This window comes from Klebsiella sp. RHBSTW-00484 (genome assembly GCF_013705725.1).
In the GTDB taxonomy this organism is placed as follows: domain Bacteria; phylum Pseudomonadota; class Gammaproteobacteria; order Enterobacterales; family Enterobacteriaceae; genus Klebsiella.
Window position 1 is genome coordinate 4,721,097 of sequence record NZ_CP055481.1, and the last position, 16,018, is coordinate 4,737,114.

The 16,018-nt window shown below is 41.8% G+C and carries 12 protein-coding genes and 2 pseudogenes; 3 read left to right on the plus strand and 11 right to left on the minus strand.

The window, feature by feature from the left end; genetic code table 11:
* Window positions 1-12: 12 nt before the first annotated feature.
* The 6 genes and pseudogenes from HV213_RS22265 to HV213_RS22290 all read right to left on the minus strand — a co-directional run.
* Window positions 13-1,233 carry a beta-ketoacyl synthase N-terminal-like domain-containing protein gene (locus tag HV213_RS22265; protein ID WP_181483335.1) on the minus strand — a complete coding sequence of 407 codons (1,221 nt, stop codon included), beginning with the start codon at window positions 1,231-1,233 and terminating at the stop codon, window positions 13-15.
* A 4-nt stretch (window positions 1,234-1,237) separates the two neighbouring features.
* Window positions 1,238-3,796 (minus strand): beta-ketoacyl-[acyl-carrier-protein] synthase family protein, encoded by a 2,559-nt coding sequence (locus tag HV213_RS22270; RefSeq protein WP_181486479.1) that lies wholly within the window; start codon window positions 3,794-3,796, stop codon window positions 1,238-1,240.
* 84 nt (window positions 3,797-3,880) lie between these two features.
* A complete protein-coding gene (locus HV213_RS22275; RefSeq protein WP_181483336.1) occupies window positions 3,881-5,050 on the minus strand; it encodes an aminomethyltransferase family protein in 1,170 nt (389 codons plus the stop codon).
* A 28-nt stretch (window positions 5,051-5,078) separates the two neighbouring features.
* Window positions 5,079-5,360: an acyl carrier protein gene (locus HV213_RS22280; protein ID WP_181483337.1), complete on the minus strand. Its 282-nt coding sequence runs from the start codon at window positions 5,358-5,360 to the stop codon at window positions 5,079-5,081.
* A gap of 21 nt (window positions 5,361-5,381) precedes the next feature.
* Window positions 5,382-5,930, minus strand: coding sequence for a hotdog family protein (locus tag HV213_RS22285; protein WP_181483338.1), 549 nt, complete (start codon window positions 5,928-5,930; stop codon window positions 5,382-5,384).
* Window positions 5,931-5,933: 3 nt separating this feature from the next.
* Window positions 5,934-6,551, minus strand: a pseudogene (locus tag HV213_RS22290) (SDR family oxidoreductase); the annotation flags it as partial.
* A gap of 89 nt (window positions 6,552-6,640) precedes the next feature.
* Between HV213_RS22290 and HV213_RS22295 the strand changes: the two are divergent.
* A complete protein-coding gene (locus tag HV213_RS22295) occupies window positions 6,641-7,861 on the plus strand; it encodes an ISL3 family transposase (RefSeq protein ID WP_086816680.1) in 1,221 nt (406 codons plus the stop codon).
* Between the two features lie 31 nt (window positions 7,862-7,892).
* On the opposite strand, the pseudogene HV213_RS33355 reads toward HV213_RS22295, so the two are convergent.
* From HV213_RS33355 to HV213_RS22315, 5 genes and pseudogenes are all read right to left on the minus strand, one after another.
* Window positions 7,893-8,012, minus strand: a pseudogene (locus HV213_RS33355) (3-oxoacyl-ACP reductase); the annotation flags it as partial.
* Window positions 8,013-8,031: 19 nt separating this feature from the next.
* Window positions 8,032-8,400, minus strand: a complete 369-nt coding sequence (gene acpS, locus HV213_RS22300; RefSeq protein ID WP_181483340.1) for a holo-ACP synthase — start codon at window positions 8,398-8,400, stop codon at window positions 8,032-8,034.
* 19 nt (window positions 8,401-8,419) lie between these two features.
* Window positions 8,420-10,066 (minus strand): ShlB/FhaC/HecB family hemolysin secretion/activation protein, encoded by a 1,647-nt coding sequence (locus tag HV213_RS22305; protein ID WP_181483341.1) that lies wholly within the window; start codon window positions 10,064-10,066, stop codon window positions 8,420-8,422.
* Between the two features lie 61 nt (window positions 10,067-10,127).
* Window positions 10,128-12,788 (minus strand): two-partner secretion domain-containing protein, encoded by a 2,661-nt coding sequence (locus HV213_RS22310; RefSeq protein ID WP_181483342.1) that lies wholly within the window; start codon window positions 12,786-12,788, stop codon window positions 10,128-10,130.
* A 1,123-nt stretch (window positions 12,789-13,911) separates the two neighbouring features.
* On the minus strand, window positions 13,912-14,403 hold the full coding sequence (locus HV213_RS22315; RefSeq protein ID WP_181483343.1) for a YajQ family cyclic di-GMP-binding protein: 492 nt from the start codon (window positions 14,401-14,403) through the stop codon (window positions 13,912-13,914).
* Between the two features lie 142 nt (window positions 14,404-14,545).
* Between HV213_RS22315 and panE the strand changes: the two genes are divergently transcribed.
* Complete coding sequence (gene panE, locus HV213_RS22320; protein ID WP_181483344.1) at window positions 14,546-15,457, plus strand: 2-dehydropantoate 2-reductase; 912 nt, start codon at window positions 14,546-14,548, stop codon at window positions 15,455-15,457.
* Entirely contained in the window at window positions 15,420-16,010 is a 591-nt protein-coding gene (gene yajL / locus HV213_RS22325) for a protein deglycase YajL (RefSeq protein WP_181483345.1), read from the plus strand. The genes panE and yajL overlap by 38 nt, the downstream gene beginning before the upstream one ends.
* The last annotated feature ends 8 nt before the right edge of the window (window positions 16,011-16,018 follow it).

Below are 16,018 nucleotides of genomic sequence, written 5' to 3' on the forward strand. Positions count from 1 at the left end.
GCATTCCTCATTTCAGTCACCCCGCCTATCCATATTGGTCAGAATAATCGCAATAACTGAGCCATCTACGCCAAGCCCGGTTTTCAGAAGATGTATTTTATCGTGTTTTTTTACTCCGGGACCAATGAGTACATGAGGTGCAATATTTTCCATTATAGAATCATTACTAATAGGCATAATTAATTCACCATTAACTAATGAATAATGACCAATAATTAAATCCACTAAACCAGAGCCTGTAGCTGTATAACCAATTTGACCTTTATAAGCCAAAACAGGCAGAGATTGCTCCCCCACCAACATACTGATAACTTTTGCCTCAACGCTATCACTAAACGCTGCACCGTTACCATGTGGAATTAGTGCACATAAGTCTTCAACTTTTACGCCAGTCTCATTAAGTACCTTATTAATTAATTTATATATGTTAGTGCTTTGCCAGTATGCATCATTACCTCTACCAGCATTAATTTGCTTATAGGCTGATTTTATACTCACTCCGTAGCTCAAACCTCTGGCTTTACGATGCTGGCTACTTTCAAGCAACATCACGCTATATCCTTCGGAAAACATTACCCCCTTACTGTTCACACCGAATGGCTGAGCAATTTTACTATCCAACATCGATTGATTTTCAAGAAACCACATATCCTGAAGCGTAACTTTAGAAATATTGATTATAAGTGCGAGTTCAATTCCTCCTTGCTCAATAGCCTGAGAACTCAAATGGACTGCAACCAATGAAGAATTACTAGTACAGTTCATATTAGGTGGTAAATATGTAAGGCCATACTTATTTGCCAAATGATATGAGATACTATCCTGCGACATATTTGCAACACATAAATTCGTTATCGAAGGAGTAAGATTGATATCCTCCATGTCATTGTAATTATAAAAGCCCCTATAATCCACTACATCAACTCGAGGACCAATCCCTGTCATATAAACTCTGACATTATTCTCTTTCAGAGAATCCTCTTTTAATCCAGCCTGCGCAAGAGCTTCACCAATAAGTTGATAAAGGAGGCTGAAATCGCTATCACCCACAGATTCAAGCTTTGCGGAAAATATATTCCTGGCAAATCCATACTTAATAGCCTGTTCATCCGAATTGAACCACGGCAACACACTCACACGTTCACCTTGCTTCAGATTTGTAATAACCTGAGCACTACTACCTGCAAACGGCAAATAAGAACTATAGCCAGAAATAATAGATTCTCTGTGCACTTGATTATCCTTTAATAACAAATGCGTAATAATTACCGCCTTCAGTAGCTCCAACCAAAAGAGCATTTTTAATAGTTATTTTGAGAGGCCGCGTTACGAAATTGATTCGTTCATCTACAAATTCTTTAGTGTACGGAATAGCAGGAACCAACTCGTTTTTAATACAATCCAGAAGTAGGGCTAAGTTTAACAAGCCGGCGGACGAAGAAACAAACCCAAAGAAAGCATTATAATTCACCACAGGCACTTGCGGATTATACAGATGGAATGACTCAAAAATTGCATTAATTTCTATTAATGAGCAAACTGCACTGCCATTGCTGGTTCCGCAAACTAAATCAACATCCCCAGACGAAATTCCCGCATCTTTAAGCGCACGATCGATCGCCAGGGCCATAGCACCAGACTTCTCTTCTATCTGAGAAGCATCAAAATAACTATTACTGCATGATTTACCATAACCAGAGATTTCAGCCAAAACATCAGCGCCACGTGCAACTGCCGCTTGCGAGTCCTCAAGTAACAGCATACAGGCACCTTCACCAGGTACGTAACCTTTAGCTCCTTCAGCATATATTTGATAATCACTAGCATCAGAAGTCATATGAATTTTATTAGTCACCGCATCCATATAGAGTGACATGGAGGGAAAGTATTCGTCGGCTCCTCCAACGATAACTTGAGGCTGAAGTTGCTGGCGAACAATTTCATAGCCATATGTTAATGCGCCAAGTGAAGCGTTTTCGCCTGTTGCCAGGGTCGTCGTATATCCTTTTATCCCTTCTGAAATTCCACAAAATGTTGCAATTGAGTTCATTAATGAACCAGGAAATTCAGAAGTACGAACTTTTCGTGGATCCGGTTTCAAACTTTGCAAATATTTATAGGTCGTTTCTTGCGGACCTCGTGACATTCCCATCACCATGCCAAGCTCTTCTCCATCACGCTTGATCTTACGTTTAGCCATATTTAACGTTTCTGAAAGCGCAATCAGTGCAAATGTACCTCCGCGAGTGGCTTTGCGTGGATCGTAGCGGCGCAAGTGCTTACGAGGCTCAAGCCCACTAATCTGGAAAGATTTAAAATCCTTTTCTTCTTCTGGCAAAGTGTTGGCGTCAAAAAGATACTCGTTACCAAATAATTCCTCAAACTGGTTTGTTTTTATCAATACATCCAGTAATTCCCTAACTTCTTTAACCGTATCTTCAGGGAACACTTTCCCGCCAAGCCCAACTGCGCTATCGCCTCCATCAACACGGTGCAGAATTTCATTAATACTGTGACCAATGGCAGTAACTGCACCAATTCCGGTTATAGCAACTCGCTTTGCATCGTATGATGTCAGCGGAACCGAGCATGGTTTCATACTGACAATCATGCAGCAATTATTTCCACCGAATGCATAGTTGTTCTTCATGAATATATTAATATCTTTTTTCCGAAACTCATTCGGAACGTAATCCAGATCGCAATTAGGTCGTGCAAGTGAAAAGTTTAGGGTTGGTAGAACATTTTTCTCAGGCAACGTGACTAAGCATGCTATCAGTTCGACGATTCCTGCGGCCCCAATATTGTGACCAAAATATGATTTAGTAGAACTGATTAATACTTTCTCTACGTCGGAGAAAACTTTTTTCATCGCCAGCGTTTCAATTTGGTCATTGGCTTCAGTGCCGGTGCCATGCGCGTTAACGTAATCGATTTGATCTGGCGTGATGCCAGCATTCATCATAGCTTTCTGCATTACCTGCGTCGCACCGCTGGCTCGCGGATCGGGCCCGGTTTCATGGTATGCGTCGCAGGAAGTGGCGTAAGACAGAATTTCGCCATAAATTGTTGCACCACGCGCTACGGCATGCTCATATTCTTCCAGGACAATAGCTCCAGCCCCTTCGCCAATTGACATACCAGACTGACCTGAAAACGGCGAACAAGAAACGGGATGCATGACATTTAATGCATAAAAACCAGCAAATGTTGGCAAATAAATAGGTTCGGTTCCGATAGCCAACATCGTTTTGCTTCTACCATTTTGGATATAGTCGAAAGCCATGCCGACCGCATTTGGACTCGCGGTACAGGCTGTTGCAACCAGTTCCACGCCGCCTTTTAACCCTAACAGCGTTGACACACTGGAACAACAGGAGGAAAAACCTCCTGAAAATAGTGCCTTGCGTAAAGAAAAATCCTGTACTCGCTGCTCAAAAAGAGGAAGAAAAGCTTCTGTCCCTGCCGAAGAGACACCGATAATTAACCCGGTTTCATCAAGACATACACGATTTTTTGCCAGACCAGCCTGCTCAAGTGCGTTTTTACCCACTTTATAAGCCCAGAGTGCTGCATTATCCAGGGAGGCAACGACTTCTTGAGATAGCTCCGAATAATCTATTTTGTGCAGTATTTCTGCCGCTCGAGCGTTCTCAAACCATGTAGAAAAACGCTCGCTGTCAGCAATGCCGTTTTTTTTCTCCAGCAACGTCTGCCTGAAGTCCGCAATATTATCCGCAAGAGATGACAAAATTCCCATGCCAGTGATAACAACTCTTTTTCTACTTGTCTTCATAGTTTCCTGACTCTTCTCAATTTCGCCAGCCATATCGTCATATTATGGAGCGAATGGTCACAAAGATATTTCTTCTGCTAACTGTTATTCGATTGGCAATGCGCTCTTTGCTTTTGATGCATCAACATAGCTGTGCATTGTTGGATTGACTAACAAACTTAGGTTATAAATGAAAGGCACATTTTGAGTTTTCGCAGCGACCTCACCATTAGCATTTTGTATAGTAAAACCAGCAATATCAGATAAAGCATAGCATTCATCAATTAGCGCCAGGGCAATCCAATTATGCAACGCAGGGGAATATAAAGCCTGAATAATAATACCGACCTGCAGTCCATTCATTAAAACTTTATCCGATGAGTCAATAATATTACATTCCGTACATGGCATTATCCCAACAACCTTACGAACAGCCCCCATAATAGATAACCGTTCAACAGCATGTTTGCCAATAAAATCATCTTTGTCATACTGAATAGCCCATTGGATTTGTAATTCAATGGGGTTACGCGAGTAACTCCCGAACAAACTTTCATCCCAACCCGTATTCTCAATACGAGCTAAACGCTGATAATCTAAACCACCTGTCTTCAGCAAATACTTATCACCGATACTCTGTAGTTTTACCCACATACCAACCAATGTACTTTGCGGACCAATTAGCAGATATGCGAATTCACCATGCTTACCACAACGGAACACCATCAGTTCATCCGAAGTATTCATATATTCATAATATGGTAACCCGATGATATCAAAGCCATAAACTTCAGCCATAACCTCCCATGCATAAGGTCCTTCAAGCATAATAGCTCCCCAGGAATCTTCCGCCATAGACTTGATTTCCGGATTTTCCTGAATATCTAACTCATCCGCTTTTTCCAGAATAGTTTTCAGTGCCTCCATAATATATTCAGAAGAAATATTTTCTGATAAAATATAGTAACCTTCAGCAGAACAGAGCACATAAATATCGCCACGAATAGTTCCATCATCGTTAAGCACCAGAGAGTAAATACCTTGCTCATCGCGAATAATGGAAACATCAGCCGATACCATATAGTTTACCAGCACCCAAGAGTCATCCCCAACAACACTGACAATAGACATGTGCGAATAATCGACCAGCAAAACGTTCTCTCTTACTGCTTTATATTCTTCGAGGATATTATGATATGAAGAAGGTACCCTACGGTCATTATACGTCCCCATTACAGCGTTATTCTTTAAATGTAATTCTGAGAGTGTGTTCATAAAACGTCCTTTTATATGCTTTGGCGGATTACGATGATTTTTTCTGGATGATAAATGAAGCAAGGCTATTTATGCTTCTCATATAAGCAGGGTCATCACCTTCAGATGCCTGAACATTAAACGTTTTATCGAGCATAACGATAATTTCCGTTGCATCAACAGAATCAAGCTTTAGTCCATTACCAAACAATGGTGTATCGTCATCAATTTGATGAATTTCACGCTGCACATTCAAACGTTGAATAATTTCTGTTTTAATAGTAAAAAGTATGGATTTTCGCTCGTCAATCTTCTCATTAATATCAGTCATAAACTTTACTCCTTTGATAAATTATAAAACTTCTCTAAAGTTAATGATTATTCCTTGGCTAATTATTTTTTTACCTACATTAGCCGTAACCAAATAATGCTTGAATCCATTCTCATCTGAGAACGAGAGTTTACTCATTACCTCAATTGTATCGCCGGGATAAGCAGATCCCCTGAACTTCAGATTCTGAGCAGCCAGTACACCGCGGACTTGGGCCCGTCTCATACATATTGTTTCCAGCATTTCTGGATATTCTATGTAGGCATAAATATCACGTAATGTCCTGAACTCTATACCTTCACGTTGTCGATAGATATCACAGATATAAGTTAAGAGAGAGAAATACTCGCTTGCCTGACCAAATATTTCCGAAATAATCGCCCCCGGCATTATAGGGTCTTCAGGAAAATGCCCAAGTAAATATGGATCATTATACGTAACGTGTTTTACAACTTTTATAAATCCATTATCCCCATACTTAAAATCAATTATTTTATCAACCATCAATAAGGGTTGTCGCCACCCTCCCATTTTGAGAAAGATTTTTGAAGGAATTGAATATTTAGACATACATCACCGCATTACCATACCGCCATCAATGACGATGGTTTGACCAATAATATAACTTGATGCTGAGGAGCTTAAATAAACAATGGTATTCGCCACCTCTTCACATCGCCCAAGACGTTTCAGAGGAATAGAGTTGATGATTTCACGCACTACCGTGCGTGACACTTTTTTTACCATTTTAGATTCTACCATTCCTGGCGCAACTGCATTTACTCGAACTCCCCGTGGAGCAAGTTCTGCTGCCAATGTGCGAGTAAAACTTAATATTGCGCCTTTCGATGCGCTATAGTTAGCTTGGCCAACACTCGGGACAATGGCGGCAATAGATGCTACATTAATTATCGCTGGATCTGCTGCTGAACGTAATAGCATTAATGCCTCTTTCGTTAATCTGAACAGGCTCAGTAGGTTAGTATTTATAACAGAATGAAAATCATCAAAACTCATTGATGCAAAAAGACTATCTTTTACAATTCCCGCATTGTTTACTAGTACGTCCAACTTACCTACTTCTCCGGACAAGTATTGACATAAAGCGGAGACATCGTCGGCACAAGCAAGGTCGCACTGCAATATATGGAGTCTCTCCCCATTGGGATGACGAGTCTTAAGTTCAACTAACGGTCCAGAATTGAAATTATACGGGTCTTCCCTTGTTGTGGTGGCTAAAGGCATGATAATGGCGTATTAATTCGCCAGAGGTCACCACCATGGACGAAAAGTCCCTCTATGCTCATATCCTCAACCTGTCTGCTCCGTGGCAGGTAACGTCTCTTTCTCTCGATGAAAATGCGGGGTCTGTTACCGTTACTGTCGGGATCGCTGAAAATACTCAGTTGACCTGTCCGGCCTGCGGGAAATCCTGTCCTGCTCACGATCACCGGCATCGCAAATGGCGTCATCTCGATACCTGCCAGTTTTCAACGATAGTCGAAGCCGATGTCCCCCGCATTATGTGCCCGGAACATGGTTGCCTGACGCTGCCAGTTCCGTGGGCGGGACCCGGCAGCCGGTATACGTTGTTGTTCGAATCCTTCGTGCTCTCATGGCTGAAAATCAGTACCGTTGATGCTGTCAGGAAACAACTGAAACTCAGCTGGAATGCCGTCGATAACATCATGCAGCGTGCGGTAAAGCGAGGACTGGCGCGCCGACGGTTGCCCCAGTCTGCGCGTCACCTCTGTGTGGATGAGGTGAGCTTCAAAAAGGGTTATCAGTATGTCACCGTTATCTCGGATACGCAGGGACAAGCGCTTGAGCTAAGGGATGATCGTGGTGTTGAGAGTCTTGCCGGTTATCTCCGAAACCTGGGTGACCGCCAGCTCGAATCCATCAAAACCTTGTCGATGGATATGAACCCGGCCTATATCAGCGCGGCCCGGATCCACTTACCCAACGCAGTAGAAAAAATCGCCTTCGATCACTTCCATGTAGCCAAAATGCTCTGTGCCGTGGTGGATAAAACACGGCAGTCAGAGATGAAAACGATCCCGTTGCAGGCCCGAAAACGTGCACATCGCTCCCGCTATCTGTGGCTGTACGGCCGTCATAAGCGTCATGGTCGAATAGCAGAAAGACTGGAGGCAGCGCAGATGGTCCTGCCTGATACCAGCCGTTGCTGGGCAATGAAAGAGCTGGCGCGGGAACTCTGGAACCGTCGGTATGACGAGCACAGCAGACGCCTGTGGCAGGAATGGATAGCGATGGCAAAAGATGTTGGCGTCCCGCTGCTGAGTAGTGCCGCCAGAACGTTACGTAAACGGCTGTACGGTATCCTGAATGCGATGAAGCATCGGGTATCAAACGGCAATGCAGAATCGCTGAACAGCAAGATCAGACTGCTGCGGATCAAGTCGAGGGGATACCGGAACAAGGAGCGGTTCAAAGTAGCTGTGATGTTCCATTACGGCAGGTTAAACATGGACTTCTGAGTCTCCCACCATGATCGGGGAAGACCCAATTATACACAGCGAAAACAATACATTTTTGTTCCAGAAATTTCGTACAAATAGCAAGTCCAATATCACCACTAGCACCAGTAACCAGCACCGTTTTATCAGCAAGGTCGTTATAGTTATACATATCGATAATATACCTTCAACTAATAAATAATGGTTGCCGCAATAGCATAAGTACGGCAGTGAGAGATACTGAGTGAAATACCCATAACCTTTTGTTTATTAAGTATTTCCTTCAGCATGCCAGATAGTATAAACTCAGGTCTTCCATGCTCGTTATGAGTAACTTCGATATCCTGAAAGCGAATTCCCTGACTAAATCCATACCCAGCTGCTTTTACGATAGATTCTTTTGCCGCCCAGAACCCCGCAGCACGTGTATAGTTTGGTTCAGCAATGTTTATTTTTTCAATTTCTCTAATCGTAAAAACCCGTTCCAAAAAACCTTTTTTTTCGTTCAAAATGGCTTTAGTGATTCTGGCAATTTCAACAATATCTGTACCAATACGCATAATATATCCCTCACGCCCCTTATATCTGATAAGAAAAATTAAAGTTAAATTTATATCTATCAATGTCCAGGTCATTAGGATAGAGAAAGGGGCTTGATAATGAGATATCATACTCTAGTGCTTTAACACCGCCTTTGAGGCCGATAACTCCACCCATTATTTTTTTCCCACTAAGATCCTGAGATGGAAGCTTACCAATAATTTGACCATAATCTATACCTGCATATGGAATCATACCCATACAGCCAGTCACCAGATTAAGCGTATTCTGTATATAAAACCCTTTATTACCATATATTCCATTACTATTTTGAAAACCACGAACGCTCCATCTGTCACCAATGGTGAACTGATCCTGTAATGTCAAGTTACCGGGCGAATACTGCGCACCTAAATTAAATTCGTAATAAGCATCAGTTGGCAACATTGCTAACCATTTTACATAATTTGTATTTAGATTCATTATCTGACTATTTGTACTTACATCACCACTACGCATATCTGGCGTTTCAGATCCACCCACCTCCTTCATAAAGCGTTGCCACGTGAAAGTAGAATCTAACCCAGCACCAGTAAAATTCCTTTTATAATTCACCCCCAATCGCAAATTTCTCATATCACGCTTTTGAAGTACTAATTCAGTCCCCCCAAGAGTATAATCATACTTACGGCTAATTAACTCAGCACTTGCAGAGATTTTTGAGTTCACATTGCGATAAAGCATCCTGTTCCCTTTGATACTTAGATACTCTGTTTTCCCAACGTAACCAAAAGTATATTCTCCAATATCGATATTTTGCCTGGATTTACTGTTGCTATAAAAAAGGCTAAACTCAGAATATCCAAAAGGGATACTGTAATAGGTACTGAAGTTTATATAAGCACCCGTCTGACTGCTTGTCCCTGCAAGATAGAATAGATCGCTTAACTTGGTAAAGTTGTATAAATACCCCGTTCCACCAATAAGTTGACTTCCAGTACTCTCATCGCCGTAGTTATTATATGAAGTTCTTATACTCCATATTTTTTTACGCTGAGGATTTATCACAATTTTACTCACACCCTCATCAACCCCGGGCATGATATTTATTTTCACATCGACCTCAGGCGTTCTTTGGATGTTTTCAAGCCCTTGCTCTACGTCTCTAATATTGAGAATATCACCCTCAGAAAATGGCAGCATCCATTTTCTCACATCATCATCAGCAATGATGATCTCTGCAATTCTACCCGGAATTATTGTTAAGTTTAGTTTTTTTGTTAACAAATCCTGAGATGGAATTTCCACCCGAGTAGTAATATAACCTGAACTTATAAAATAATCTTGTAATAATACTGCGACTTTTTTTATCCCATTAACCCCAAGGCATTTTTTGACAATATTATTTTTTATTTTTCTCAGCCCTCGATCGTCCAAGAAATCATTTCCCAGGATTAATTGATCAATTTGATAGCAGGGAGTTTCCTGTAAAAAATCACCATCAATAATTGTCTTTTCTGTTATATCGGAAAAAACATCTTTCTTTTCAATTTTTCTTTCTTTGATGGTGGCACTATCATTACTTTGCTGTTCTTTAATAAGTCGACCTAACTGACCATCTGCAGTAACATCAAAACTAGCAATAAATAAAAAGACAGCCACTTTTAAAAAACGACGAATTTCCATTTCATATCCTGATAAGGTAGAAGTAATAATCCCTTACTACTTCTACCAGCAGCTTAATTACTTATTTACCGACTACAGTACCAAAGATATTTACAATATTTGCTGTGGATTGTAATCCTTGAGCACCGCCTAATACGGCCCAAAAACCGGTGTTTATAATTTTATTGGCATTTATTACAGCTATGCCACTAGTGTAAATATTGCTATAGTTATAAATATTATTACTTGCAGTAACATTCAACTGGGAATCCGCAACTAAATTCCCCCTATTAGAGATGTTTTTTGCATTAACAATTGTTTTGTTCGCTGTAATATTAGCACCACTATAATTAGTTAAATCATTATCAGATTTAATTGTCAGGGTGTTTTTTGCCACTATATTATTACTGTTTGTGACAGCTTTACCGTTTAAAACCAAATTGCTATCTGAGTTGATCGTATGGGCATTATTTAAATGCCCTATTGTTTTTACAGTTACATCACCCTTACCACTAACCCAACCATTATTAAAATAATTTCCATTAATATCAATTTGAATATCACTATCCGATGAAATAATACCTGTAGCAGTATTTTTTGCAATGGAACCATTCCCTTTCAAAGATAATGAATTAGCATTCACCTGCATATTATCTGAGCTATAGATAGTAGAATAATCAGCATTGATATTATTTGCAGTGATTGCCATGCTCCCGGCATTAGCAGCAACCTGACCTTTATTGTTTAACAAGTTACCCGTTAGATTGACATTAACATTTCCGGTCTGCGCGACTATACGACCAGAGGTATTATTGAAATTCTTTGCAGTGATATCAACACCTTTACCGCCAATCAGACCACCTGCTTGGTTCCCGTAACCAAAATATTGCCCCACGAAAAAACCAAACATATCACTGGAACTGCTATCAATCGAACCTGCAGCATTAAGAGTTAGTTTCTCATCAGCAACCATCATTGAATACTTATTATCAATGTTAGAATTAGACTGAATATTGATGTTTTTCGCCAGTATGATTGAGCTATCATTACTAACTTTATTGGCTTTAATTGACACATCGCCATTAAGTGAAGTCACAATCCCCAAACGGCTGTAGAAGGTATCAAGATCCATATTGACACCATTAAGACCGTTTATACCAGATTGACTAGTCTGCAATTCACGTCCTTTAATTGAAACATTCTGACTACTTTCAATCTTACCCATGTAGTTGCTAATATCTTTCGCCGTTTCAACACTAATATTACCGGAAGAGGCAATCTTTCCAGAATTATTAAAAATATAATCAGCAAAAATTTCCGTACCATTACCAGAAATAATCCCCAACGATTCAGCACCAGTAGTATCGGCTGATTGGTTGTTGTTATTTTTGACTGCTTTGGTAGTTTTCAGTTTCACAGTACCGGTACTAGATCGAATTAGCCCAGTCACATTGTCAATGTTTCCGGTGCTTTCCACATCAACATTTCCAGCCACATCAATGATGCCAGAATTATTGTTTAAATATGTATTTTTTAGACCAACATAACCTGCATGAACCTGACCATTATTATTATCAAAAGCACCCGCATCTATAGCAACCACACCAGCCTTAATACCTGAGGTTTTTGATTTCCCGGTGTTAGTCAGAGTATTGCCTCTGGTGTTTATCGCTAATGTCTGACCAGCAGCCAATTTACCATTACTATTATCTAACGCACCACTTTCAATATAGCTGTTAGTCGTTGCTGAAATATCACCACCATTAGTATTGCTAATCTCATTCCCAGCTGTGTTAATCACGATCATTTGATCGCTATTGATTTTCCCTGTGTTGTTTTGCAATTTTCCGTTCGTGGTTGCGATAATATCACCGCTAGATTGAATAATCGCACCGTTATTGACTAGCATGCCATTGCTGTTAATGTTAATGCCACCATTTCCACCTGAAATTGTCCCGACGTTACGTACACCCACTCCGCTTTCGGTACTGACAAGGCTGATTTTATTGGCATACATACCTCCTAACCTGGAAACATCCACGCCATATGTACTCGCCTCCCCGCGGGCTAATACACTACCTGTAACAACGCCATCACTGTTAATCGCGTTATTGCCAGCGACAACGGAAAGCTCGCCCACTTGCACACCACCGTTAATTTTGACACTACGTGCCAAAATTTCAGTTGGCGATTCACTTTGGAACCCTCCAACTGTGATAGCGCCGCCACTCACTGAATATCCCGTTAATGCCCCCTCATTAGTGAGGTTTGGCGTACCAGTCGTCAGCGTACCTTTTTTAGCATTGATAAATCCGCCACCCTGGGTGGTGATACCATTCGGGTTAGCAATGATAAGATGAGCTGAATCGCCAGCAACCTCCATCATACCGTTAATGGTACTCGAATTTGTTGAAGTAACTTCGTTCAGAATAACTTTTGCGGTTCCTCCAGCCAGGTTAGAGTTAGCGGCAATTTGTCCAGCCAGCAAAGTTTGAGCGGCGCTAGCGGAGTTGTTAAAGATGACCCCTTCTTCGCCAACGTTCAAAGTTTCATAAATGTTATGTGAGAGCCCCTTACTGTTCGCTTCTTTAATATTAACAATGGGAACACCATTTGCAGCGGTTGTTACACTTCCATTTTTAATGACAATTTCTGCTTGCGCCATTACCGGTATAAGCAGTAACAACGATGCAGCAATCGGGCTTAATTTTACGAAGCTTTTCTTCTTTTCGTAATGTTTCATATGAACCTTTTCAGATAGTATTGATTGAGTACAGCCAAAAGGAACAACCTGATAACATTCATTGTTATTCACATTCGACTATTTGATGCACATATTAATGCGCAAAATCCTTGCATGAAGAATTACGTAAAACTCACCAAATAGCATGTAGCATCAACAAATCTAATATCCATGGTATACGTTGATATACCCTTAAGGACACCTAAACTGGATACATGCACGAAAACTCACCCATAATATATTAAGTTGCATATGCATAAATATTACTGCAACTCCAATTACATTAGGTATAGAGAGTAAAGAAGGTTAAAAAGACTTATATGAAACATGCGGCACTCCTTGTCCTTGCTCTGAGTGTTTTCACTCGCAATTTAAATCTGGCTAATAACTTCCCCTGCGCTCTTAACGCTGTTTTTATAAACAACTTAAAACGATATCGTAACGGTATTATAGCTTCCAATATTTCATTAATGAACAAAAGTGAATTTTTCACCAACAGTATCATCTCCACATAATTCACAATCCCAATCAGCATTCAATTACTTCATCACGCGACCTCAATAAATAATCAATCTAATTTCATCATTCAACTTAGTCACACTTATCGTCACAGCAAGCCTCGAACCATAAGATAAGCCCCTCAACCCTAATAAACCAAATCACTATAATTTTGAAGTAAAACCCACACCTCAATTCACACTTCAATAAAATCACATTTGGAATTCATAAAGATTTAGTTATTGTATCGCTATGTATTCAACAACTTAAAGTCACAGCCCTATCTAAATATAATTTCACATAAAAAAACTCACAAACACTTCAATTAAACGACACTTTCGTTTTATCACCGATAATTTTAATGCAATAACATTCACCACCGACCTAATTAAGTTGATGAGTGACAATCATCTGCTGCCGAGGCTATATATTTAATGCAATCAATATTCACTGATTGAATATATAAAAATAATGCCACCGAGGGAGTGTCAATCTAAAAATTGAGATATGGGGTCGAAAAAACATGGCTTAAAGTATAAGTATGTCGGGGACGACAAACGTCTTCTCCGACATACAGTGTGGCAAAATTAAAGTTTGATAGCATCGCGCCATCAAATATAGCGGCTTAATCGCGGAAGTTTTTGAACTGGAACGGCTGGCCTAAATCACCACCGCGCACCAGCGCCATGACCGCCTGCAGATCATCACGCGCTTTACCTGTCACGCGAATTTCTTCGCCCTGGATCTGCGCCTGCACCTTCAGCTTGCTGTCTTTAATCAGTTTGACGATTTTCTTCTGCATCGAGCTCTCAATGCCCTGCTTCAGCTTCGCATCAACAAACCAGGTTTTACCGCTATGCACGAACTCATCCGGCACCTCGATAGAACTGCCTCCAATTCCGCGTTTTAGCAGCTTGGCGCGCAGAATATCCAGCAGCTGATTAATCTGGAAATCAGATTCGCTGAGGACCTTGATGGTCTCGTTTTTTTCGTTCAGCTCAAAACTCGCTTCAACGTTACGAAAATCGAAACGCGACTCAACTTCACGGGTTGCGTTCTCTACAGCGTTTCGAACTTCCTGAAGATCGACTTCAGAGACAATATCGAAAGATGGCATCTTTTCCTCTCCTTCCGTTTCTTTTGCGTTGCATAATACCCACAACGCGACATAACTCAACTTGTTATCCCGAAAGGATAACTGATAACGCTATACTTTAGCCATGAGCACCTGATGCTGCACTTACAGGTGAGGAGGAATAATGAAAGTAACCGTACTCGGATGCGGTGCACTGGGACAGTTATGGCTAACTGCGCTGTACAAACACGGACATGAAGTCCAGGGCTGGTTACGCGTCCCACAGCCATTCTGTAGTGTTAATGTGATTGAAACCGACGGTAGCGTGTTTAATGAATCATTCACCGCTAACGATCCTGATTTTCTCGCCAGCAGCGACCTGCTGCTGGTCACGCTCAAGGCCTGGCAGGTCTCCAATGCGGTGAAAAATCTCAGCGAAATCCTACCTGTTTCATCACCTATCTTATTAATGCATAACGGTATGGGTACCGTTGATGAGCTTAAGAGCGTCAAACAACCGCTGCTGATGGCCTCGACCACCCAGGCAGCCCGACGCGATGGCAACGTTATCGTCCACGTTGCCAACGGTACCAGCCATATTGGCCCGGCAAAACTTTATCCGCAGGACTACAGTCACCTTGCCGATGTCTTACAGGGCGTGCTGCCCGATGTCGCCTGGCATAACAATATTTATCCCGCAACCTGGAGTAAGCTGGCGGTAAATTGCGTCATTAACCCGCTGACGGCGTTAAAAAATTGCCAGAACGGTGAATTACGTAAATATCCGCAAGAGGTCGCCGCTATCTGTTATGAAGTCGCCGCGGTCATGGAACGTGAAGGGATGCATACCTCGCCGGAAAACCTGTTATTCTATATTCATCAGGTCATTGAAAGTACGGCAGAAAATACATCCTCAATGCTGCAGGATATTCTCGCCCAGCGCCATACGGAAATCGATTATATCACCGGTTTTTTACTCAAACGCGCCCGTGCCCACGGCATAGCCGTACCGGAAAATGCCCGCCTATTTGAACAGGTTAAGCGTAAGGAGAATGAATATGAGCGCGTCGGCACTGATTTGCCTCGCCCCTGGTAGCGAAGAGACCGAAGCGGTCACCACCATCGATTTACTCGTTCGCGGCGGCGTTAAGGTCACCACGGCGAGCGTCGCCAGCGATGGTAATCTGACGATCGTTTGTTCGCGCGGCGTCAAACTGTTGGCAGATGCGCCGCTGGTCGAAGTTGCCGACGGTGATTTTGACATCATCGTTCTGCCTGGCGGGATTAAAGGGGCAGAGTGCTTTCGTGATAGCCCGCTGCTGGTAGAAACGGTGCGCCAGTTTCATCTTTCCGGGCGTATTGTCGCGGCGATCTGCGCCGCGGCGGCCACCGTACTGGTACCGCATAACCTCTTCCCTATCGGCAATATGACCGGTTTTCCCACGCTGAAAGATCAAATCCCCACCGAGCAGTGGCAGGATAAACGCGTCGTCTGGGACCCACGGGTTAACCTGCTCACCAGCCAGGGACCGGGAACATCAATTGATTTCGCACTGAAGATCATTGATTTGCTGGTTGGGCGTGAAAAAGCCCATGAAGTCGCATCACAGTTGGTGATGGCAGCAGGAATTTATAACTATTACGAGTAAATGCAAAA

Excerpts from the sequence above, each read along its gene's own strand:
- HV213_RS22270 (WP_181486479.1), bottom strand. The coding sequence starts at position 3,796 with ATGAAGACAAGTAGAAAAAGAGTTGTTATCACTGGCATGGGAATTTTG.
- HV213_RS22275 (WP_181483336.1), bottom strand. The coding sequence starts at position 5,050 with ATGAACACACTCTCAGAATTACATTTAAAGAATAACGCTGTAATGGGG.
- HV213_RS22280 (WP_181483337.1), bottom strand. The coding sequence starts at position 5,360 with ATGACTGATATTAATGAGAAGATTGACGAGCGAAAATCCATACTTTTT.
- HV213_RS22285 (WP_181483338.1), bottom strand. The coding sequence starts at position 5,930 with ATGTCTAAATATTCAATTCCTTCAAAAATCTTTCTCAAAATGGGAGGG.
- HV213_RS22295 (WP_086816680.1), top strand. The coding sequence starts at position 6,641 with ATGGACGAAAAGTCCCTCTATGCTCATATCCTCAACCTGTCTGCTCCG.
- acpS (WP_181483340.1), bottom strand. The coding sequence starts at position 8,400 with ATGCGTATTGGTACAGATATTGTTGAAATTGCCAGAATCACTAAAGCC.
- HV213_RS22305 (WP_181483341.1), bottom strand. The coding sequence starts at position 10,066 with ATGGAAATTCGTCGTTTTTTAAAAGTGGCTGTCTTTTTATTTATTGCT.
- HV213_RS22310 (WP_181483342.1), bottom strand. The coding sequence starts at position 12,788 with ATGAAACATTACGAAAAGAAGAAAAGCTTCGTAAAATTAAGCCCGATT.
- HV213_RS22315 (WP_181483343.1), bottom strand. The coding sequence starts at position 14,403 with ATGCCATCTTTCGATATTGTCTCTGAAGTCGATCTTCAGGAAGTTCGA.
- panE (WP_181483344.1), top strand. The coding sequence starts at position 14,546 with ATGAAAGTAACCGTACTCGGATGCGGTGCACTGGGACAGTTATGGCTA.
- yajL (WP_181483345.1), top strand. The coding sequence starts at position 15,420 with ATGAGCGCGTCGGCACTGATTTGCCTCGCCCCTGGTAGCGAAGAGACC.